The 19940-nt window shown below is 73.7% G+C and carries 25 protein-coding genes; 18 read left to right on the top strand and 7 right to left on the bottom strand.

Going from position 1 to position 19940, the window contains the following annotated elements:
- Position 1 precedes the first annotated feature (1 nt).
- Genes O7635_RS28990 through O7635_RS29015 form a run of 6 tightly spaced genes read left to right on the top strand, consistent with a single transcriptional unit; the run spans position 2 to position 3765 of the window.
- Positions 2-319, top strand: a complete 318-nt coding sequence (locus tag O7635_RS28990; protein WP_278083661.1) for a hypothetical protein — start codon at positions 2-4, stop codon at positions 317-319.
- Positions 316-516: a hypothetical protein gene (locus O7635_RS28995; protein ID WP_278083662.1), complete on the top strand. Its 201-nt coding sequence runs from the start codon at positions 316-318 to the stop codon at positions 514-516. Before O7635_RS28990 ends, O7635_RS28995 begins: the two co-directional genes overlap by 4 nt.
- Positions 513-983 carry an Asp23/Gls24 family envelope stress response protein gene (locus tag O7635_RS29000; RefSeq protein ID WP_278083663.1) on the top strand — a complete coding sequence of 157 codons (471 nt, stop codon included), beginning with the start codon at positions 513-515 and terminating at the stop codon, positions 981-983. The genes O7635_RS28995 and O7635_RS29000 overlap by 4 nt, the downstream gene beginning before the upstream one ends.
- Entirely contained in the window at positions 983-1516 is a 534-nt protein-coding gene (locus O7635_RS29005) for a DUF6286 domain-containing protein (RefSeq protein WP_278083664.1), read from the top strand. Before O7635_RS29000 ends, O7635_RS29005 begins: the two co-directional genes overlap by 1 nt.
- Positions 1516-2091, top strand: a complete 576-nt coding sequence (gene amaP, locus O7635_RS29010; RefSeq protein ID WP_278083665.1) for an alkaline shock response membrane anchor protein AmaP — start codon at positions 1516-1518, stop codon at positions 2089-2091. The genes O7635_RS29005 and amaP overlap by 1 nt, the downstream gene beginning before the upstream one ends.
- 33 nt (positions 2092-2124) lie before the next feature.
- Positions 2125-3765, top strand: coding sequence for an AMP-binding protein (locus tag O7635_RS29015; RefSeq protein ID WP_278083666.1), 1641 nt, complete (start codon positions 2125-2127; stop codon positions 3763-3765).
- A gap of 100 nt (positions 3766-3865) precedes the next feature.
- Here the strand turns inward: O7635_RS29015 and O7635_RS29020 are convergent, their stop codons facing one another.
- Together O7635_RS29020 and O7635_RS29025 are read right to left on the bottom strand one after the other, a co-directional pair.
- On the bottom strand, positions 3866-4849 hold the full coding sequence (locus O7635_RS29020) for a sporulation protein (protein ID WP_278083667.1): 984 nt from the start codon (positions 4847-4849) through the stop codon (positions 3866-3868).
- 115 nt (positions 4850-4964) lie between these two features.
- Positions 4965-5858 carry a L,D-transpeptidase family protein gene (locus O7635_RS29025; protein WP_278083668.1) on the bottom strand — a complete coding sequence of 298 codons (894 nt, stop codon included), beginning with the start codon at positions 5856-5858 and terminating at the stop codon, positions 4965-4967.
- A gap of 29 nt (positions 5859-5887) precedes the next feature.
- On the opposite strand from O7635_RS29025, the gene O7635_RS29030 reads away from it, so the two are divergent.
- Entirely contained in the window at positions 5888-6616 is a 729-nt protein-coding gene (locus O7635_RS29030; RefSeq protein ID WP_278083669.1) for a M15 family metallopeptidase, read from the top strand.
- On the opposite strand, the gene O7635_RS29035 is transcribed toward O7635_RS29030, so the two are convergent.
- Positions 6597-7190, bottom strand: coding sequence for a GNAT family N-acetyltransferase (locus O7635_RS29035; protein ID WP_278083670.1), 594 nt, complete (start codon positions 7188-7190; stop codon positions 6597-6599). The two genes, O7635_RS29030 and O7635_RS29035, sit on opposite strands and share 20 nt — an antisense overlap.
- A gap of 48 nt (positions 7191-7238) precedes the next feature.
- Between O7635_RS29035 and O7635_RS29040 the strand changes: the two genes are divergently transcribed.
- Both O7635_RS29040 and O7635_RS29045 read left to right on the top strand, forming a co-directional pair.
- Complete coding sequence (locus O7635_RS29040; protein WP_278083671.1) at positions 7239-7601, top strand: hypothetical protein; 363 nt, start codon at positions 7239-7241, stop codon at positions 7599-7601.
- Positions 7598-8218, top strand: coding sequence for an NIPSNAP family protein (locus tag O7635_RS29045; RefSeq protein WP_278083672.1), 621 nt, complete (start codon positions 7598-7600; stop codon positions 8216-8218). The genes O7635_RS29040 and O7635_RS29045 overlap by 4 nt, the downstream gene beginning before the upstream one ends.
- Positions 8219-8229: 11 nt before the next feature.
- On the opposite strand, the gene O7635_RS29050 is transcribed toward O7635_RS29045, so the two are convergent.
- The 3 genes from O7635_RS29050 to O7635_RS29060 are packed head-to-tail and all read right to left on the bottom strand — an operon-like array spanning position 8230 to position 11389.
- Positions 8230-8994, bottom strand: coding sequence for an ABC transporter permease (locus O7635_RS29050; protein ID WP_278083673.1), 765 nt, complete (start codon positions 8992-8994; stop codon positions 8230-8232).
- A complete protein-coding gene (locus O7635_RS29055; RefSeq protein ID WP_278083674.1) occupies positions 8991-10469 on the bottom strand; it encodes an ABC transporter permease subunit in 1479 nt (492 codons plus the stop codon). The genes O7635_RS29050 and O7635_RS29055 overlap by 4 nt, the downstream gene beginning before the upstream one ends.
- Positions 10466-11389 (bottom strand): ATP-binding cassette domain-containing protein, encoded by a 924-nt coding sequence (locus tag O7635_RS29060; RefSeq protein WP_278083675.1) that lies wholly within the window; start codon positions 11387-11389, stop codon positions 10466-10468. Before O7635_RS29060 ends, O7635_RS29055 begins: the two co-directional genes overlap by 4 nt.
- A 135-nt stretch (positions 11390-11524) precedes the next feature.
- Here O7635_RS29060 and O7635_RS29065 point away from each other — a divergent pair, with 135 nt between their 5' ends.
- The 5 genes from O7635_RS29065 (at position 11525) to O7635_RS29085 (ending at position 15648) form a co-directional block, all read left to right on the top strand.
- Positions 11525-12610, top strand: a complete 1086-nt coding sequence (locus O7635_RS29065) for a sensor histidine kinase (RefSeq protein ID WP_278083676.1) — start codon at positions 11525-11527, stop codon at positions 12608-12610.
- Complete coding sequence (locus O7635_RS29070) at positions 12607-13269, top strand: response regulator transcription factor (protein WP_278083677.1); 663 nt, start codon at positions 12607-12609, stop codon at positions 13267-13269. Before O7635_RS29065 ends, O7635_RS29070 begins: the two co-directional genes overlap by 4 nt.
- Positions 13270-13353: 84 nt before the next feature.
- Positions 13354-13686 (top strand): Lrp/AsnC ligand binding domain-containing protein, encoded by a 333-nt coding sequence (locus tag O7635_RS29075; protein ID WP_278083678.1) that lies wholly within the window; start codon positions 13354-13356, stop codon positions 13684-13686.
- Positions 13622-14971: a diaminopimelate decarboxylase gene (gene lysA, locus O7635_RS29080; RefSeq protein WP_278083679.1), complete on the top strand. Its 1350-nt coding sequence runs from the start codon at positions 13622-13624 to the stop codon at positions 14969-14971. Before O7635_RS29075 ends, lysA begins: the two co-directional genes overlap by 65 nt.
- 44 nt (positions 14972-15015) lie before the next feature.
- The gene (locus O7635_RS29085; RefSeq protein WP_278083680.1) at positions 15016-15648 is read left to right on the top strand and encodes a LysE family translocator; all 633 of its coding nucleotides are present in this window, start codon (positions 15016-15018) and stop codon (positions 15646-15648) included.
- Here O7635_RS29085 and O7635_RS29090 read toward each other — a convergent pair.
- Entirely contained in the window at positions 15645-16625 is a 981-nt protein-coding gene (locus O7635_RS29090) for a LysR family transcriptional regulator (RefSeq protein WP_278083681.1), read from the bottom strand. The two genes, O7635_RS29085 and O7635_RS29090, sit on opposite strands and share 4 nt — an antisense overlap.
- 56 nt (positions 16626-16681) lie before the next feature.
- On the opposite strand from O7635_RS29090, the gene O7635_RS29095 reads away from it, so the two are divergent.
- The 4 genes from O7635_RS29095 to O7635_RS29110 all read left to right on the top strand — a co-directional run bounded on the left by O7635_RS29095 (position 16682) and on the right by O7635_RS29110 (position 19839).
- Positions 16682-17563, top strand: a complete 882-nt coding sequence (locus O7635_RS29095; protein WP_278083682.1) for a serine hydrolase — start codon at positions 16682-16684, stop codon at positions 17561-17563.
- 121 nt (positions 17564-17684) lie between these two features.
- The gene (locus tag O7635_RS29100) at positions 17685-18656 is read left to right on the top strand and encodes an MBL fold metallo-hydrolase (RefSeq protein WP_278083683.1); all 972 of its coding nucleotides are present in this window, start codon (positions 17685-17687) and stop codon (positions 18654-18656) included.
- Positions 18653-19213: a DUF4232 domain-containing protein gene (locus tag O7635_RS29105; protein WP_278083684.1), complete on the top strand. Its 561-nt coding sequence runs from the start codon at positions 18653-18655 to the stop codon at positions 19211-19213. The genes O7635_RS29100 and O7635_RS29105 overlap by 4 nt, the downstream gene beginning before the upstream one ends.
- Positions 19210-19839 (top strand): LysE family translocator, encoded by a 630-nt coding sequence (locus O7635_RS29110; protein ID WP_278083685.1) that lies wholly within the window; start codon positions 19210-19212, stop codon positions 19837-19839. Before O7635_RS29105 ends, O7635_RS29110 begins: the two co-directional genes overlap by 4 nt.
- Positions 19840-19940: the final 101 nt, after the last annotated feature.

The raw sequence follows: 19940 nt of genomic DNA on the forward strand, positions 1-19940 counted from the left end.
GATGACGGACGCCGACACGACGGTCGACGGCGTCGACGTCGAGCAGCTGGCGGCCGCCGTCGAGGACTGCCCGGCCGTCGACGCGCTGGTCGAAGGGCCGCCCGCGATGGCCGCCACGTACCTGCCCCGGCGCCGGATCACCGGGATCCGGATCGACGGTGACGTGGTGACCGCCCAGGTGCGCCTGCGCTTCGGGTCGACGGTCGGGCAACTCGCCCGGCAGGTCTGGCGGGCGGCGACGCCGCTGGCCGGGCCGCGCCGGGTGGACATCGTGGTGGCGGACATCTCGGAGCCACCCACGGGGGGTGCAGGGCAATGACAATGGTGAGGACCATCTTCGGTACGGCGGTCGGCATCGCGCTCGGGTTCGCGGTGGCGTTCGGGAACTTCGGCGACATGGCCATCGTGGGCGCGTTCGCCATCGTCGGCTACGGCATCAGCAAGGTGGTCGGCGGTCAGGTCGACGTCGGCGCCACGCTGCAGCCGCTGCGCCGCTCGCAGCGGAGTCAGCAGTGACGCAGGACCGGCCGGTCGGCACGGCGCATCCGACGACGACGCCGCGGGCGGAACGGCACCTCGCCGAGGCCGCCCCGGCGCCGCCGCCGGCACCGCCGGACCCGGACTGGCTCGGCGAGGTGAACATCTCGCCGCAGGTCGTGGCCAAGCTGGCGGCGCAGGCGGTCTACGAGCACCCGGTGGCCGGCGCGGCCGCGCCGCGGATGTTCGGCAGCACCCTGCCCGGCGCCGGCCACCTGGGCATCCGGGGCACCGACCTGACCTCGCGGCCCAAGGTCAGCGCGTGGATCGACGGGTCGGTGGCCTACGTCGACATGTCGATCAGCGTCCGCTGGGCCGAGTCGCTCGGCGAGGTGACCGAGCGGATCCGCAACACGGTGGAAGACCGGATCAAGGCGTGGACGGGGCTGACCGTGGCCCGCGTACGCATTTCGGTGACCGACCTCGTCGTCGACGGAGCGTCCTGATGAAACAAGTCAACCGGCTGTTGGCGATCCCCATCTCACTGGGCTTCGTCTTCCTGGCCGTGCTGGTCGTGGTCGAGCTGATCGCGGAGCGGGCCGGCGCCGGCCCCGTGATCGTCAACTGGCACGGCATGTACGACTGGATGGGCAGCCGCACCTGGGACTCCACCAGCGTGCGGATCATCGGCGGGCTGTGCGCGCTCGGCGGGCTGTTGCTGCTCGCGCTCCAGTTCATCCCACGCAAGCCCGAGCGCCTGCGGGTACGTGACGCCGGCGACGGCATCGACGCCGCGATCGACCGGCGCAGCGTCGTGCGCACGGTGCAGCAGGCCGTCGGCGACCTCGACGGGATCAGCCGCGCCCGGGTCGCGCTGCGGGGCAACAAGGTCACCGTGGACGCCCGCCGTCGGGCCGAGGCCGCCGAGGGGATCACCACCCAGACCGTGGCGGACGCCACCCACCGGGCGGTCGACGACCTGCACCTGCGCCGGCCACCCCGGATCACCGTCAAGCTCGACACGGCCAAGGAGCGGTGATGTTGCGCGGACACGCTGACCGGATCACCCGGACCGTTCTGATCATCCTGGGCTTCTGCTTCGTCGCGATCGGCGGCGCCATCATCGCCGCCAACACCGGCGTCTTCGCGAGTGGCTTCCCCTCGCGGACGCTGCTGGAGAACCCGGCCGTCGCCTGGATCGGCGGCCACAGCACCTGGTTCTGGCCGATCGCCGCGGCCGCGCTGACGCTGATCGGCGTGTTCTCGCTGTTCTGGTTCTTCGCGGTGCTGCGCCCGCCGCGCAAGTCCCGCGACATCTCGATCGACGGCACGGCCCGCACGACCCTCGGCTCCGCCGCCCTGCGGGACGCGCTGACCAACGAGATCCAGAGCTACCGGGGCGTGGAGAACGCCAAGGTCCGGGTGTACGGCGACCCGGTCGAGCCGCGGCTCGGCGTGCGGGTCAACCTCACCCACGACGCCCGTGTCGCCGAGGTGCGCGACCGCATCGAGCACCAGGCGCTGGCCCACGCCCGCGAGGCGCTGGACGCGCCCGAGCTGCCCGTCATCCTGGACCTGGGCGTGACCGGCAAGAGCGGGGCCCGCGTCGAGTGACCGCCTGGTCCGATTCCCGGTACGGTGCCGGGTATGACCGGCGAGCTCGCGTACGCCAGTGGACCGTCCGACATCCCGCTGCTGGCCGACACCATCGGGCGGAACCTGGCCCGCAGCGCCGCTGCCTTTCCTGACCGGGAGGCCCTCGTCGACGTGCCGAGCGGTCGCCGGTGGATTTACCGGTCGTTGGCGGCCGACGTCGACTCGCTGGCGCGGGCGCTGCTCGCCCTGGGCGTGGCGAAAGGCGACCGGGTCGGGATCTGGGCGCCGAACCGGCCCGAGTGGGTGCTGGTGCAGTACGCGACCGCGGCCGTCGGGGCCATCATGGTCAACATCAATCCGGCGTACCGGCGGCACGAGGTCGGTTTCGTGCTCCGGCAGTCCGGGGTCTCGGTGCTCGTGTCCGCGTTGGCGCACAAGGGCAGCGACTACCGGGCGATGGTGGAGTCCGTGGCGGGGGAGTGCCCCGGGCTGCGTACCGTCGCGTATCTGGACGATCCGAGCTGGACCGCTCTGGTGGCCCACGGCGCCGATGTCACCTCGGCCGATCTGGAGTCGCGCGCGGCCACGTTGACCAGTGACGACCCGATCAACATCCAGTACACCTCGGGTACGACCGGGTTCCCGAAGGGCGCGACGCTGTCGCACCACAACATCCTCAACAACGGGTACTTCGTCGGCGAGTTGCTGGGCTACACCGAGGCCGACCGGATCTGCATCCCCGTGCCGTTCTACCACTGCTTCGGCATGGTGATGGGCAACCTGGCGGCGACGTCGCACGGGGCGTGCATGGTCATCCCGGCGCCGTCGTTCGAGCCGGCCGCGACGCTCGCGGCGGTGGCGACGGAGCGGTGCACGTCGCTCTACGGGGTGCCGACGATGTTCATCGCCGAGCTCGACCTGCCGGACTTCGCCGACTACGACCTGAGCAGCCTGCGTACGGGCATCGTGGCCGGCTCGCCCTGCCCGGTCGAGGTGATGAGGAAGGTCGTCGACCGGATGCACATGTCCGAGGTGTCGATCTGCTACGGCATGACCGAGACGTCGCCGGTGTCGACGCAGACCCGGGTCGACGACGACCTCGACCGGCGCACCGGCACGGTCGGGCGGGTGCTGCCGTTCCTGGAGGTCAAGATCATTGATCCGGCGACCGGGGTGACCGTGCGGCGGGGCACGCCGGGGGAGCTGTGCACGCGGGGCTATTCCGTGATGCTGGGCTACTGGGACGAGCCGGAGAAGACCGCGGAGGTGCTCGACGCGGCGCGGTGGATGCACACGGGCGACCTCGCGTCGATGCGGGACGACGGCTACGTCAACATCGTGGGTCGGATCAAGGACCTGATCATCCGCGGTGGCGAGAACGTCTATCCGCGCGAGGTCGAGGAGTTCCTCTACCGGCACCCGAAGATCTCGGACGTGCAGGTGATCGGGGTGCCCGACGACCGTTACGGCGAGGAGATCATGGCCTGCGTGATCCTGCGTGCGCCGGACGACTCGTTGACCGTCGAGGAGGTCCGCGAGTTCTGCCAGGGGCAGCTGGCGCACTACAAGATCCCGCGGTACGTGCGCGCGGTCGAGTCGTTCCCCATGACCGTCAGCGGCAAGGTCCGAAAGGTCGAGATGCGCGAGTGGGCGGTCCGGGAGCTCGGCCTCTCGGGTGTGGCGACCGCCTGAGCACCGCCCGCGTCCGTTTCGATTCGGCGAGCGGCCGCGGCGCGGGCTGGCCGGATTTGGCGCGGGGGCGGCCCGCACCGGGCCGCCCCCGCCGATCCGGTCACTCGCCGCCGAAGTCTCCGAAGTCGCCGCCGTCGTCCTCGAAGGCCTCTTCGATCATCTCGCCGGCGATCATGCCGCCGGCGACGCCCAGGGCCGCGCCCGCGACGACGCCGCCCATCCCGCCGCCGCGGTGGCCGTGCCCGCCGTAGCCGTGACCGCCCGGACCGTGGCCGCCGGGAAACCCGCCGCGGCTCGCGAAGAAGGCCTGCCGACCGTCGAGGGCCTGGCGGACCCAGCCGTCGACGACCTGGCCCCAGTCGGCGCTGTCGGCGTGCGAGTGCGGCACCGTGTAGCGCCCGTAGGCGTCGTGGCCGCCGACGAACAGGCCGCCGCGCTTGTCGAACTCGAGCACCACCTCGACCGTGTGGGGGTTGGCCACGAAGGTGAGCTCGACCTCGTTGATGCCGTGCCCGTATTGCGGCGCCGGCCAGAACTCGATCTCCTGGAAGAAGGGGAGGGTCTGGTGCACGCCGTGGATGCGGCCGTATTCCAGGTCGGCGTGCTTGAAGCGGAAGCCGAGGCGGGCGAACGCCTCGAGGATGCGCTCCTGCACCGGCAGCGGGTGCACCGCGACCGGGTCGAGGTCGCCCTTGTCGACGGCGCGGTCGATGGCGACCTCGGTGCGCAGGCCCATCGTCATGCCGCGCAGGCGCTGACCGTAGACGTCGGTGACCGGGGTCTCCCACGGCATGTCGACCTGGAACGGGATGGACAGCTGCTGGCCGGCGGCGAGCTTGGTGCGGCCGGCGACCGCGGTGCGGTGGAACTCGCCGACGGCGCCGTGGTCGCCGTGGCCGGTCTCGACCTCGATGCGGGTGACCAGGCCGAGCGTGATGTGCGCGAGATCCACGTCGCTGGTGCCACCGGTCAGGTTGACCTGGCCGGTCAGCGGGAGGCCCGGGCGGGTGTTGGGATTGGACAGCACCGTGTCGACGCTGGGCCCGCCGACCCCGAGGGCGCCCAACATCTTCTTGAAAACCACGTCGTTCTCCTGGTGTCGACATCCGGGTCCGCCACGACTCTCCACATCGGAGAGTGCGCGCCGTCGGAGGAACGTACCAGGCGAATCTGACAGTTCGCTGAGAGTGACCGGTGCGTCAGTAGCGGTCGAGCTCGCTGGCCGGCGCCATCACGATGCGTGGCTTGGCCGCCGGGTCGAGCCAGCGGAGCACCTTGACGAGGTCGGACTCGGAGATCGCGACGCAGCCCGCGGTCGAGCGGCCGACGGACACGTGCAGGAAGATGCCGCTGCCGCGCGGCGGGTCGTCCTTGACCACCGGGATGTTGTAGTTGATCACCGCGAAGTAGTGGTATTGCGGCGCGATCTCCCAGAGAGCCTCGCTGGCGCCGCCAGGGTCGGCGCCGTGGAAGAACGTGTTGTAGCCGGCGGTGTCCGGGTTCTCGTTCCACCAGTCGTTCTCGACCAGCTTGTGGTAGCCGTAGCGGACGCCGGGGTTCGTCCTGATGCCGTACATCGTGGTGCCGATGCTGTAGACGCCCGTGGGTGTGCCCACGTCGCCTTCGGTCTTGTTGTCGGTGAAGCCGTTGCCGCCCAGCCGGGCCGGCATCAGGTCGAACGCGGGAGTCCACCCGCCGGAGCGCTTGCTGAACGCCTGCAACGTGCCCGTGCTGGTGTCGAAGCCGTTGGCCTTGACCACGATCACCTGGGTGGTGTCGGCGGGCAGCGTGCGCAACCGGGACGCGTCGTTGGCCGGCAGATGGACGTCGTTGCCGCCGGGGCGGGCGCCGCTCGGCCAGCTGGTCGGCTTGGGCTTCGACCTCGGTGTCGCGGTCGGGGTGGCGCCGGGCGTGGCCAGCAGCTCGGCGCGCCGGGCGAGCTGGTCGCGGGCGGCCTGGGGAGCATCGGCGGCGTTGCCGCCGGGCTTACCCGGTCGCTGCTCGGCGCCGGTGCGCTCGGCCGGCACGGCGCCGCACGCCGTCAGCGCGAACAACAGCAGGACTGCCAGCGTCGACCGCCGCAGTGTGCTCACTCCGGACCCCGATCCGTATCGTATGGACGATGGCGCGCTGGAAACCCTACCGGCTGGCGGCGCTGGCCGTGGTCCTGGTCGTCGCGGGCTGCGGAGCACGACCGGCTGAACCCGCGGTGTGGTCGCCCGCGCCGGTTTCGCCCTCCCCGTCGCTGTCGCCCTCCGCGCCGGCGGCCCGCGCGGCGCCGACGGCGGTGTTCGCGGCCGCGTCCACCCGCGTCACCGCCGCTGACCTGGGCAAGAGCTGGCGCGCGGGCTGCCCCGTCGGGCCGGCGAGCCTGCGGCTGGTGCGGCTGACCTACTGGGGTTTCGACGGCCAGCCCCACGTCGGCGGGATCGTCGTGCACAAGGACGTGGCGGCCGACGTGACCACGGTGTTCGGGACGCTGTTCGCCAAGCGGTTCCCGATCCGCCGGCTCGAGCCGGTCAGCGAGTACGGCGGCAGCGACGACAGGTCGATGGCGGCCGACAACACGTCGGCGTTCAACTGCCGCAACGCGGTCTCCTCGGGGGCGCCGTCGTGGTCGGTGCACGCGTACGGCAAGGCGATCGACGTCAACCCGGTCGAGAACCCGTACCTGTTCGGTGACGAGGTGTTGCCGCCCGAGGGGCGTGCCTTCGTCGACCGCTCCCGCTATCGCCCCGGCATGGCGGTCAAGGACGGCGTCCTGGTCAAGGCGTTCGCGGCGGTGGGCTGGAAGTGGAACGTCGGCGGCGACAACCCCGACTACCAGCACTTCAGCACGAGCGGCCGGTGACGCGCTTCATCGAGACGTAGTGCGTGAACCCGGCGCGGCCGGCGAAGCGCACCCGGCGGCGGCGGTACTCCGCGAAGCCTAGCTTGCGGTAGAGGGACAGGGCGGGCTCGTTGGTGTCCTTGATGTCCTCGAGCACGAACTCCCGGTGGCCCGGCAGCGCGAGCAGGTGGCGCAGCAGCGCGGTGGCGACACCGCGGCCCTGGTGGGCCGGCGCGGTCGCGACGAAACCGATCTCCGTCGGGAAGTCCGGCGGCCGCGGTCGCATGAACTGGGTACGGATGATCTGGTGCGTCACCGTGCCGCGGACGAGGCCCAGGTGGCGGCGGATGTCGGACGCCGACGGCGCGAAGATCTGCTCGCCGGGGCTCGTCAGCGTCGCGACGCCGGCCGGCTCGCCGTCGACCCGCGCCACGTGGAAGCGCTCGAGGATCAGCATCGGGGCGAAGACGTCGGTGAGTGTCGTCTCGTCGCGGGAGAAGGAGGCGAAGTCGTCGGCGAACCCGCTGACCAGGACCTCGGCGACCCGGCGGCGGAAGGGCTCACCGAGCGCGTCCGCGCGGGTGACCTCGATCATCAATGCCTCCGGTCTCCGATCGTACGCCCGCCGTGGCACGATCCGTTGGTGGACATCCGCCGGCTCGCCGCGGTCGACATGCACGGGTCGGCCGGCGCCTCGTGGCGGCGGTGGGTCATCCTGGCCGAGTTCCTGCTCGGGGTGGTCGGCGGGCTGGCGCTCGGCTTCTTCGTCATCCTCTCGGCCGACGGCGGCCCGGGCCGGACCGTCTTCGGCGCATGGCTGCTCGGGGTCGCGCTCAACTACGCGCCGCTGGCGGCGCACGCGCTGTCGCTCATCCGGCCGGGCGCGCTCGAGCGGGAGCTGGCCGGCGTCGACGTGCCCGCCGCGTTGCGTCACTACACGACCCGGCAGTTCGCCGTGCTCGTGCCGTTGTTGTTCGTGGTGTGGGAGGTCAGGCGGCGGCTGTGACCATTGTGGAGCTTCGGCAGTACACGCTCGTGCCCGGCGGCCGCGACACCCTCGTGGCGCTCTTCGACCGGCATTTCGTCGACTCGCAGGAGGCGGCCGGGATGCGGATCGTCGGCCAGTTCCGTGACCTCGACCGGGCGGACCGGTTCGTGTGGGTCCGCTCCTTCCCGTCGATGGCGCAGCGGCACGCGGCCCTGACCGCGTTCTACTCTGGGCCGGTCTGGGCGGAGCACCGCGACGCCGCCAACGCCACGATGCTCGACGTCGACGACGTGCTGCTGATGCGCGCGATCCAGCCGTTCGGCGGCGGCGGCGCCGGCCTCGTCGTGGCGGGCCTCTGCCCCCTCGCCCGCGTGGACTACGCGGACCACTTCGAACAGAAGGTACGGCCGTCCCTCGGCGAGGTGATCGCGACCTGCCAGACGATCCACGAGCCGAACACCTATCCCGCGCTGCCGGTGCGCGAGGGCGAGGACGTCTTCGTGTGGTTCGCCAGCGTCGAACCCGCCGCCGTCGACGACTTCGCGGCGCGGGTGGCCGCGCTCGACGGCGACGGGTTGAGCGGGCCGGTGCGGCTGCTGCGGCTGGCGCCGACTCCCGGATCCAGGCTCCGCTGACAGCTCGGCCGTCAGGCGTCCCGGAGGCGGAGGAGCAGGCCGCCCAACAGGAGCGACGCGACGGACCACAGGGCCAGCACGCCCAGGCCCGGCCAGGGACCGACGGGCAGGCTCGGCAGGTCGACGGTGTGTTGGATCGACAGGCCGGCGCTGCTCGGGGTGATCTGCTGCAGGCGGCGTTGCCAGTCCGGATCGCTGACCACCGAGGCGAGGATCGGGCCCAGGTAGAGCACCGCGAGCACGACGCCGACGCCGGTGGGCGCGTCGCGTACCGCCGCCGCCAGACCCAGGCTCAGCAGCGCGACCAGGGTCAGGTAGAGCACCGAACCGGTCACCGCCCGCAGCGTCGCGCCGTTGGTCAGCGACAGCTGGGCCGCGGTGAAGCCGTGGTCCGGCATGATCAACCGGCCGGCGAGCCAGGCGCCGAGGACGCCGGGCACCGCGGCGGCCAGCGTCGCCCCCGCCACCACCACGGACTTGGCCGCCAGCACCCGCGCGCGGGACGGCATCGCGGCCAGGGTCGTGCGGATCACGCCGGTGCGGTACTCGTCGCCGACCACCATCACCGCCAGCACCGCGACCACGGCCTGGCCCAGTTGCACGCCGGTCAGGGCGATCCGAGGGCCGTCCAGGGTGCAGGCCGGCGCCGGGCAGGTCACCGCAGCCGCGGTGGCGGCGCTCAGGGCCGCGGTCAGGACCGCGGCCGCGACGACCAGCCAGGCCGGGCCCGCCACCGTGCGCAGCTTGGTCCATTCGGCGTGCAACGCGGCGGTCATGCGTCCCTCCGGCGCAGCAGCACCGCGGCCAGCGCCAGCGCCGCGGCGGTCCAGCCGCACAGCACCGCGAAGCCGCCCCACAGGGGGAGGGGGAAGTAGCCGAACGCCGGGGTGTACGCCTGGTGCACCTGCGGCCAGACCGGCACCGTCTGCTGGATGGCGAACGCCGCCGCCGGGGTCAACCGCAGCACCCACTGCGCCGGCACGACGGGCAGCACCGCCGCCACCGAAAGGATGTAGGGCAACGTGGTGAGCACGACCACCGCCGCCACCGCGCCGGCCCCGCGCCGCAGGATCGTGCCGATCGCCAGGGCGAACACCGCCGCCACGGCCAGCAGGGCGGCCGTGCCGGCGACGAGCCGCAGCTGCGTCGCCCAGCCGACCGGATAGTGGTCGCCGCCCCGGAACGCCGAGCCGACGAACAGCGCCGCCGTGGTCGCGACCAGGCCGACGGCGAACGTGATCCCGCCGAGCACCACCGCCTTCGCGGCCAGCACCCGCACCCGGCCGGGCGTCGTGGCGAACGTGGTGCGGACCAGCCCGCGCCGGTACTCGGTCGTGACGAACAGGACTCCGAGCACCGCGAGCACCGTCAGCGCCGCGAAGCCGCCGACCAGCGTCTGCTCCAGCTTGGGCCCCGCGCCGCCGCCGGCCGGCGCGACGTCGCCGGCCGCGTTGACGGTGACGGTGTCGCCGGAGCGGCTCGACCCGAGCCCGTCAGGGTCATCGCGATCGTCACCCAGTGTCAGCGTGCGCCAGTCGCCGCCGGCGCCGGCCACCGTCAGGTTGTCGAACGTGCCGGTCGCGATGACCTTCCCCCCGATGCTGCTCGTGCCGCCCAGGAACTGGTCGAACTCCTCGTGCGGCGGCGTCGCGACGAAGATGCCGGCGGTCGCCGCGCCGGTGGGCACGGCCGCCGACCCGACCCGGGTCCAGGCGCTGCCGTCGACGGACGCGTACGCCGTGACCGTCCCACCGGCCCGAACGAGCCGCAGCCAGCGGGCGTCGCGCGGCCCGGCGAGGTCGTGCACGAAGTCGTGCTGCAGGCGTACGCCGTGTGCTCCGGTCACCATCACCGCCGCGTAGGGCGACCCGGGCGCGGTGCCGGACTTGACGATCAGGCCGGCCTTGGCCCACGGCTCGGCCGCGGCACCCGGCGAGGCGGGCGGCGCGGCGCCGTCCGGACCCGGCAACGAGAGCCCGCTGCCGGTCAACGACGCCACCCGCACCGTCAGCGTGCCGTCGCCGGCGAGACCCTGCGCGAACAGCGTCGGGCCGTCGATCACCGGCGTGCCGTCGGGACCCTTCGGGGGCTCGCCACCACCGCGCGGCCCGCCGGTGTCGCTGGTGCCCGCCCCGGCCAGCATGGCGAAGAACACCATCAGCACGACCGCGACCCCGCACCCGACGAGCCACCCGCGAACGGACCGGAACTTGGTCAACTCGGCCCGGACGAGCCACCCGAAGCCGCTCATCCCGCCACCTCCGAAGCCCGGAACTCGACGGCGTCGCGGGTCAGCTCCATGTAGGCCTCCTCGAGGGTCGCCCGGTGCGCGGAGATCTCCGAGAACGGCACGCCCGCCTCGCTCAGCAGCGTCACCACGCGGTCGGCCGGCAGACCTTCGACGGTGAGCACGTCCCGGTCGGTGGCCGCGACCGTGGCCCCGGCCCGGGCCAGCGCGGTCATCGCCTCGGCGCGGGCGCTCGTACGCAGCGTGACCCGGTCCTGCGACGCCGCGGCGATCAGCTCGGCGACGCTGGTGTCGGCGACGACCGTGCCCCGGCCGACGACGACCAGGTGGCCGGCGGTGTCCTGGAGCTCGCTCATCAGGTGGCTGGAGACGAGCACGGCCCGGCCCTCGGCGGCCAGCGCGCGCAGGAAGCCGCGCATCCACCGGATCCCCTCCGGGTCGAGCCCGTTGAACGGCTCGTCGAGCATCAGCACCGGCGGGTCGCCGAGCAGCGCGCCGGCCACGCCGAGCCGCTGCCGCATGCCGAGCGAGTAGCCGCCGGCCCGGCGCCGGCCGACGTCGGCCAGACCGGTCAGCCGCAGCACCTCGTCGACCCGCGTCCCGCGCAGGCCCTGCGAGTGGGCCTGCCAGAGCAGGTGGTCGCGGCCGCTGCGGGCCGGGTGGAGGGCCGACGCGTCGAGCAGCGCGCCGACGTGCCGCAGCGGTGTGCGCAGGCTGCGGTACGGGCGCCCCCCGACGAGGGCCGTGCCGCGGTCGACCCGGTCCAGCCCGAGCACGACCCGCATGGTGGTGGACTTGCCGGCGCCGTTGGGCCCGACGAACGCGGTGACCCGCCCCGGCGTGACGGTGAACGTCATCCCGTCCAGCGCGACGGTCGACCCGTACCTCTTGTGCAGGCCGTCGACCTCGATGGTGGCTTCCATGACCGCAGACGCTACGAACCGCGGCGGCCGTGGTCGTCCCGCGTGGGAGCCATCTTCGGCGTCACCGACAGGAGGGGTGCGCGCGTCCCTGGCACGAGGGACGACCTCGGCGCGAGCAGCGGACAGAATGGCAGCGTGCGGAACCTGCAGGCGGCCACGCTGGCGCTCACGGTCGCCGCCGTCGTCGAGGCGCTGGTCCGCACGGCGCCGGCCGACCCGCCGTTCCTGGTGCTCGTCGGCGCGCTGGCGATGGCGTCGACGGCGCCGCTGGCCCTGCGCAACGCGACCGTCGCCGCGGCGGTCGTCACCGTCGCCATGACCGTCTCGATCGCCGGGTTCCGGCTCGCCACCGTGGCCGGCGTGCTGGCGCAGCTCGTCGCGGCCTACCTCGCCGGCCGCCGCGGCGCCCTCGCGATCGCCGTGCCGCTCGGCCTGCCGTTCCTGGTGCTGGCCTTCGGCCACCCGGTCGCGGTGGTGCTCGCCGGGCTCGTGCCGGCGTGCGCGCTGGCCGGCGCCGCCCGCCGGGTCAGCCGGGCCGACGCCGCGCACCTGGCCGCCCGCGACGCGTACGCCGGGACGCTCGTCGAACACACCGCCCGCGGCGAGCGGGCAAGGATCGCCCGCGAGCTGCACGACGTGGTCGCGCACCACATCTCGATGATCTCCGTGCAGGCCGAGAACGCGCGGTTCACGACACCCGGGCTGCCGGCGGCCGGCGCGGAGCGGTTCGCCGCGATCGGCGGCACGGCGCGGGCGGCGCTGACCGAGATGCGCCGGCTGCTGGGCGTGCTGCGCGCCGACGCCGCGCCGGTGACGCCGGAACGGCGGCCGCAGCCGGGCCTGCGCGAGCTGGCCGCGCTGCTCGACGAGGCGCGCGACGCCGCGGGCAGCGGGGCGCGGCTGATCCTGCGCGGGCCGCCGGTGCCGTTGGACCCGGGAGTGGAGCTCGCGGCATACCGCATCGTGCAGGAGGCCCTGACCAACGCCCGCCGGCACGCGCCCGGCGCCGCCGTCGACGTCGAGATCACCTATCGTGCCGACGGGCTCGGCCTCCGGATCCGCGACAACGGTCCGGGGCCCGAGGGGGCCGCCGCCGGGCACGGCCTGTCGGGGATGCGCGAACGGGCCGTGGCGGTCGGCGGCCGGCTGCGCACGGGCGTGGCCGGGCCGGCCGGCGGGTTCGTCGTGGAGGCCACGCTGCCGATCCGGGAGGACACATGATCCGCGTAGTGGTGGCCGACGACCACGAGGTGGTGCGGGGCGGTTTCGCCGGCCTGCTCGCCACGCAGCCCGACATCGAGGTGGTCGGCACGGCCGCCGACGGCGCTGAGGCGGTGCGGGTCTGCGCGACGGCGGCGCCGGACGTGGTGCTGATGGACGTCCGCATGCCCGGCGTCGACGGCATCGAGGCGACCCGGCGGCTGACCGCGTCGGCGGCCCACCCGCGGGTGCTCATCCTGACGACCTTCGACCTGGACGAGTACGTCTACGACGCGATCCGGGCCGGCGCCAGCGGCTTCCTGCTCAAGGACGTCCGGGCCGAGGCGCTCTTCGACGCGGTCCGGGTGATCGCCGCCGGCGAGGCCCTGCTCGCCCCGACCGTGACCCGCCGCCTCATCAGCGAGTTCGCCCGCGCCCACCGCCCGTCGGCACCGTCACCGGTGGCGCTGTCGGCGCTGACGCCCCGCGAGACGCAGGTGCTGCGCCTGGTCGCGGAAGGCCTGTCGAACCCGGAGATCGCCGCCCGCCTGGTGGTCACCGAGGAGACGGTCAAGACCCACGTCAGCCGCATGCTCACGAAACTGGGCCTCCGCGACCGCACCCAGGCCGTGGTCGCCGCCTACGAAACCGGCCTCGTCATCCCCGGCGCCCGCGACTAGGGCGCGTCAAGGATCAGGCGCGCGGCGTACGGACGGCGTCAAGGGCCTGTTCCTCCCCACCGCGGGCGGCGCACGATCGGTGGCATGAGCGGAGAGGTCGAGGCGGTCGTCCTGGTGTGGCTCAACCGGGCTCAGGACGCGCCGTGTCTGGAGGCCCACCTGGCCGGGCGGCCGGAGGTGGTCGACGCCGTCTGGGTGGCGGCCGACTCCGATGCCGTCGTGCGGGTGCGGTGCGCCGACATGGCGGCCCTCGACGACCTGGTCCGCGGGCTCCGGCACCACGCCGGAGCCGGGCGCACGCTGACCCACCTCGTGCTGCGTCCTTTCGATCCGCACCACACAAGGAGCAGGCATGAGCCTCTCGGATCTCATCCCGTCCCTGCGGACCTCGCTGCCACCGCAGCGGCTCTGCGCTGAGATCTGGCCGGCGTCGACCCGCCACACCGGGCACGGCGCGATCAGCGTCGGCGGGGTCGACCTCGCGACGCTGGCGGAGGAGCACGGCACACCGGCGTACGTCATCGACGAAGGCGAAGTGCGTGACCACTGCCGGGAGTACGGCGCGGCGTTCGGGCCGGGGCGGGTCGTCTACGCGGCGAAGGCGTTGACGAGTCGGGCCGTGCTGCGGTGGGTCCGCGAGGAAGGGCTGGGGCTGTCGGTCTGGTCCGAGGGGCAGCTGTCGGTCGCCGCGGCGGTCGGCTTCCCGGCGGAGCGGATCGTGCTGCACGGCGACGCCAAGACGCCGGCCGACCTGCGGGCGGCGTTGGACTACGGCGTCGGGCGGGTGGTGATCGAGTCGGCGTCGGAGGTGACCCGGCTCGCCGCCCTCGCCGAGCGGCGGCAGGAGGTGCTGATCCGGGTGTTGCCGCCCCACGACGAGCTGTTCGACGGTGGCGCCGGGATTCCCGCGGCCCGGGACGCCGACCGGTTCGGCGTGTGCGCGCCCGGCGCGGCGTTCGACGACCTCGTGCGGCGGATCGTGGCCCAGCCGAAGCTCGCGCTGGTCGGGCTGGACTGTTACGTCGGCTCGCAGATCAGCCGGTTCGGCGGCTACGAGCGGGCGATCCAGCGGCTGGTCGCGGTGGCGGGGCACCTCGCGCGTACCCACGGGATCCTGGTCCGGGAGATCAACATCGGTGGGGGTCAGGCCGCCCCCGCTGTCGACGGCGAGTCCCCCTTCGCCGTCGCCGCGTTCGCAGGCCGGGCCCGGGCGGTCCTGGGTCTGGCCTGCGAACGCGCCCACGTGCCGGAGCCTGACCTGGTGGTCACCCCGGGGCGGGCGGTCGTGGCGCGGGCCGGGGTGGCCCTGTACCGGGTCGTGGCGGTTCGCCGCGAGCCGGAGGGTGCCCAGCTCGTCGCCGTCGACGGTGGGCTGAGCGACAACCCCCGGCCGGCCCTCTACGGCGCCCGCTACACGGCCGTCCTGCTCGGCCGGGCCGGCGCCGGCCCCGCGGTGTCGAGCACGATCGTCGGCCGGCACGACGAGGCCGGCGACGTGCTCGCCCGGTCGGTGCCGCTCCCGGCCGACCTGCGGCCCGGTGACCTGCTGGCGGCGCCGGGGGCGGGGGCCTACCAGCTGCCGCTCGCGTCGAACTACAACCTGGTCGGGCGGCCGCCGCTGATCGCGGTGCGGGACGGTGTCGCGCGGGTCATCGTGCGCCGGGAGACCATCGACGACGTGCTGAGCCGCGATCTGGCGTAAATCCGCTGGCTTGGCGGCGGTGCTGCCGGCGATGATGGATCGCCATGGACGTGTCGCTGTTGCTCGCCTTCGTCGTGGCGTGCGCCCTGTTGTCCCTGGCGCCCGGGCCCGACCTGCTGTTCGTCGTGGCCAACGGGGTGGCCGGCGGGCGCCGGGCCGGGGTGCTGGCCGCCCTCGGCATGTCCACCGGCCTGGCCATCCACACGGTCGCGGCGGCGTTCGGGTTGGGCGCGCTGATCCAGGCGGCCCCACAAGCCTTGACCGTCGTACGCCTCGCCGGCGCCGTGTTCCTCCTCTACCTGGCCGTGGCGACGTGGCGGGCCAGCCGCGCGGCGGCCGAACCGACCGCGGTGGTGCCCCGTCGTTCGCTGCGCCGCACCTACCTCATGGCGACGCTGACCAACCTGGCCAACCCCAAGGTGATCCTGTTCTACCTGGCCTTCGTCCCGCAGTTCCTGGGCACCGGGCCAGGCGCCTGGCCGGTCACCGCGCAGCTGATGACGCTCGGGCTGGTGTTCATCGTGATCGGGCTGGCCGTCGACGGCACCGCGGGGCTGCTGTCCGGCGCGCTCGCCGAGAAGATCGCCGCGCGGCCGGGCTTCCGCCGTGGCATGGAGCGACTGTCGGCCGCCGTATTCGCCGGCCTGGCCGCCCGCCTGGTGCTCGACTCCCGCTAGGGTCGCTGTCCGACCTCGCCCTTCGGCGGCTCGTAGACGACCGCCCACGGCTGGGCCCGGGACGTCCCGGCGACCGGACGGATCGGCTCGGGGCCCGCGAGGATGGCGGCCGCGACCGCGCCGAACGTCGGCGCCGCCGGATGGGGGGAGCGGTCCGGCCAGACCGCCGAGGTGCGGCGTTCCAACCCCTCGCCGGCGAGGGGGCGCCACGCGACGCGGGGCTCGCGCCGGGCGGTGGTTTCCGGTTCGAAGGCCACGCACTGCCGGCCCAGCACCAGGCCGAGCAGGAAGTCGGGGTTGCGGGCGTGCCGGATCCGGCCCGGGGTGAAACCGTGGTGGCGGCAGGCGTCGAGGATGGCGTCGTACCACTCGGGCGCCGTGGCCCGCGGGAAGACCGCCAGGTCGTGCCCGGCCAGGTCGGCCAGGTCGAGCTCGCGGAGGCGGGCCAGCGGTGACGTGCGCGGCAGCACCACCCCGAGGCGGGCGCCGACCACCGGGCCGGCCCGCAGGCCGTCAGCCAGGTCGACCGGGTGGTGCACCAGCCCCACGTCGAGCCGCGCCTCGGCGAGCATCCGGAGCTGCTCGGCGCTGGTCAGCTCGTGCAGGTCGACGTCGAGCCCGGGCGCGCGCTCGGCCATGCCGGCCAGCAGGGCCTGCAGGGTCGCGGCGGGCAGCTCCGGCGGCACGCCCGCCCGCAGCGTGCCGATCTCGCCGTCGCCGGCCTTGCGCATGACCAGCCGGAGCCGCTCCTCGGCGGCGAGCAGCGCCGGCGCCTCGGCGGTGAGCAGGCGGCCGGCGCCGGTCAGCGCCACCTGCCGCCGCGACCGGTCGAACAGCGCGACGCCCAGCTCCCGCTCCAGGCGCGCGATGGCCTGGCTCAGCGGCGGCTGGGCGATCCGCAGCCGTTGCGCGGCCCGCCCGAAGTGCAGCTCCTCGGCCACGACGAGGAACTGCCGCAACTGCCGGCCCAGGTTCACCGCCCGAGGATATGCGTTCGCATATCGGTGGCGAGGGGGCGGTAGCGTCGGTCGACGTGTCAGTGGAGGACCGGATCACCAAAATCTTCGACGCGGCCGGGGTCGACGCGCGGTTGCATGCCGTCGACGTCGATCGGGGCGGCGAGGTCGCCCTCGGGGCCGACGAACCGGTCGTGCTCGCCTCGATCTTCAAGGTCATGCTGGTGCTCGAGTTCGCACGGCAGGCCGCGGCCGGGCAGCTGGACCCGACCGAGCGGGTGGTCGTCCGGGCCGCGGACCGCCTCGGCGGGTGGGGCACCTCGGGCTGCGCCGACGACGTGGAGGTCTCGCTGCGGGACCTCGCGTACTTCGCCATGTCCGTCACCGACAACACGGCCGCCGACCTGCTGTTGCGGCGCGTCGGGCCGGACGTGCTGCCGCTGCTGCCGGCCGAGCTCGGCCTGGAGCGCACCCGGATCGTCGGCGGGCCCCGGGAGCTCCTCGCCTCCATGTACGCCGACGTCGGCGCGGGCGGCGACGACGAGTTCGTGGCCCGGTTCCCGACCCTGTCACCCGACCGGATCCGCGCCATGCGGGTCTTCGACCCCGAGCGGACCACCTCCAGCACTCCCCGCGAGGTCACCCGGCTGCTGGAGCTCATCTGGCGCGACGAGGCCGGCCCGCCCGCCGCGACCGCCATGGTGCGCGCGCTGATGGGCCGCCAGATCTTCTGGACCCGGATCGCCTCCGGTTTCCCGCCGGGGGTGCGGGTGGCCGCCAAGACGGGCACGCTGCCGGGCCTGCACATGGAGGCCGGCGTGGTCGAATACCCGGACGGCGGCCGCTACGCCCTGGCCGTCTTCGCGCAGACCCGGTCGCTCGAGTTCCGCCGCATCGACGTCGACCTGGCGATCGGGGAGGCCGCCCGGGCCGCCGTCGACGCGCTGCGCGCGGCGTGAGCCAGATCTCGCCGACGCCGAGCATCAACCACCAGGACCAGGCCCGATATGCGTACGCGTATGAGTCGTTATCGATCTTGGTCTTGGACCCCGCCGCCGCGCCGCTGGTTGGGTGCATCCCATGACGAATCACCACCTCGACCGCCGTGGCCTGCTGCGCACCGCGGCCGCCGCGACCGGCCTGGCCGCCACGGGGGCGGCCGGACTGACCACCGCGACCCCGGCCGCCGCGTCCCCGCGGCGCGCGTGGCGGCCCGGCGCCGCCACGTTCCGCTGGTTCGGCACCGCCGGCTGGCGCATCGACATCGGTGACCGCACGGTCCTGGTCGACCCGTACCTGAGCCGCTACCACACCGGCCTCTTCGACGGCGGCATGAACCCGGAGACGCTGTTGAAGGTCGCGACCGACACCGTCGACACCCACGTCGGCCGGCCCGAGACCGTGCTGGTGACGCACTCGCACTGGGACCACTTCAACGACGTGCCGCACATCGCCACCACCACCGGCGCCCGGGTGCTGGGCACTCTGACCACCTACCAGCTCGGGCTCGCGATGGGCATCCCGTCGGGTCAGCTCGGCCCGGTCAAGGGCGGCGAGGTGCTCGACTTCGGCGCCTACACCGTCGAGGTGGTGGCGTCGTTGCACAGCCGCAACGCCGCGTACTCGATCGGCATCCCCGGCGTGCGCCCGAACCAGCCGGACCGGCGGCCCGCCACGGTGGCCGACCTGCCGGAGGGCGACACGCTCGCGTTCCTGCTGTCCGTCCACGATGGACCGAGCGTGTTCTTCATGGGCGCCAGCGACTTCGTCGCCCGTAACGTCGACGGGATGCGGCCCGACATCGCGATGGTGGCGATGGCATCGGCCACCACCACCCACGAGTACGTCCCCCGCCTGCTGGAGGCCCTCGGCAAGCCGCGGGTCGTGGTGCCGGTGCACTGGGACAACTTCGAGAAGCCCCTCGAGAACCCGCCGCCCGCGGTGCCCGACGACCGCGCGAAACTGGAGACCATGATCGCCACCATCCGCCGGGTCGCCCCGCGCACCAGGATCGTCGTGCCCGACTATCTGACGCCCTACACGTTCGCGTGAGAACCGCCAGGCGCGCCGGCGCGTCGCTCGTCGTGGGCATCCTGCTCGCGGCGTGCGACGCGCCGAACCCGGCGCCGGTGCCCGTGCCCGTCCCGCCGGCCCCGGCCCCGTCGCTGACCGCCACGGCCGCGTGCGCCGACGGCTTCCGGATCACCGCCACCGACGTCGAGGCCGCGATGGGCCTGCGCGCGATGGGCCTGGTGCTGGAGAACTGCGGCGCCCGCCCGTACGAGCTGAACGGTTTCCCGGTCATCCGCCTCCTCGACGACCGACACGCCACGCTGGGTGTGACCGTCGGCAACGGCTCCCAGCCGGTCAGCGCCCCCGACGCCTGGGACGCCCCCGCGAAACCCGTGACCGTGCCACCCGGGGAAACGGCCCGCGCCCGCGTGCTCTGGCGCAACACGGTGACCGACGGCGAGGCGGTGACCGCCACCCACCTCGCGGTGACGCCGGCCCCGGACGCGCCGGAACAGCTGGTCACCCCCGACGGCGGCATCGACCTCGGCACCACCGCGCGGCTCGCCGTCAACGCGTGGGTACTGTCGAAGGAATGAGCTGGACCGCGTACGGATCGTTCGTCGTGTTCGCGATCGTCCTCATCGCCATCCCGGGCGCCGACTTCGCGGTGACGGTGCGCAGCACCCTCGTCGGCGGCCGGCGCCAGGGCCGATGGAGCGCCGCCGGCATCGCCTCGTCCAACGTGGTCCAGGGCCTGCTCGCGGTGGCGGGCCTCGGCGCCGTCGTCGTGCACGTCGAGCCGCTCTTCCAGGCGATCAAGTGGGCGGGCATCGGCTACCTGCTCTACCTGGCGGCGCAGTCGTTCCGCTCCGCCTGGCGCGGCGACTACGCCTCCCTCGACGCCGCTGCCGGCGACCGCACCGGCACGGCCTGGACCGGTTGGCGGCAGGGCTTCCTGTCCAACATCACCAACCCGAAGGTCCTGGTCTTCTACCTGGCGGTGCTGCCGCAGTTCCTGGGCCCGGGCACACCGGTCGCGGTGCTGGTGCTGTTCGCCCTGACCCACGCGGCTCTCGGCCTGCTCTGGTCGCTGCTCGTCGTGGCCGCCCTGCACCGGGTGCGCCGCGTTCTCCGCCGCCGCACGGTCCGCCGCACGCTCGACGCCGCCACCGGCACGGCCCTGACCGCCTTCGGCGCCCGCCTCGCAGCCGAGAGCGCCTGACGTCCTTAGTGGACACTCAGCCACCCGCGTAAGGTGCGGGGAGCGTCCTATGTGCGTACCGCCGGATGCTTGTGATCAGGAACCGCCCTACTTTTGCTGCC

This window comes from Asanoa sp. WMMD1127 (assembly GCF_029626225.1).
In the GTDB taxonomy this organism is placed as follows: domain Bacteria; phylum Actinomycetota; class Actinomycetes; order Mycobacteriales; family Micromonosporaceae; genus Asanoa.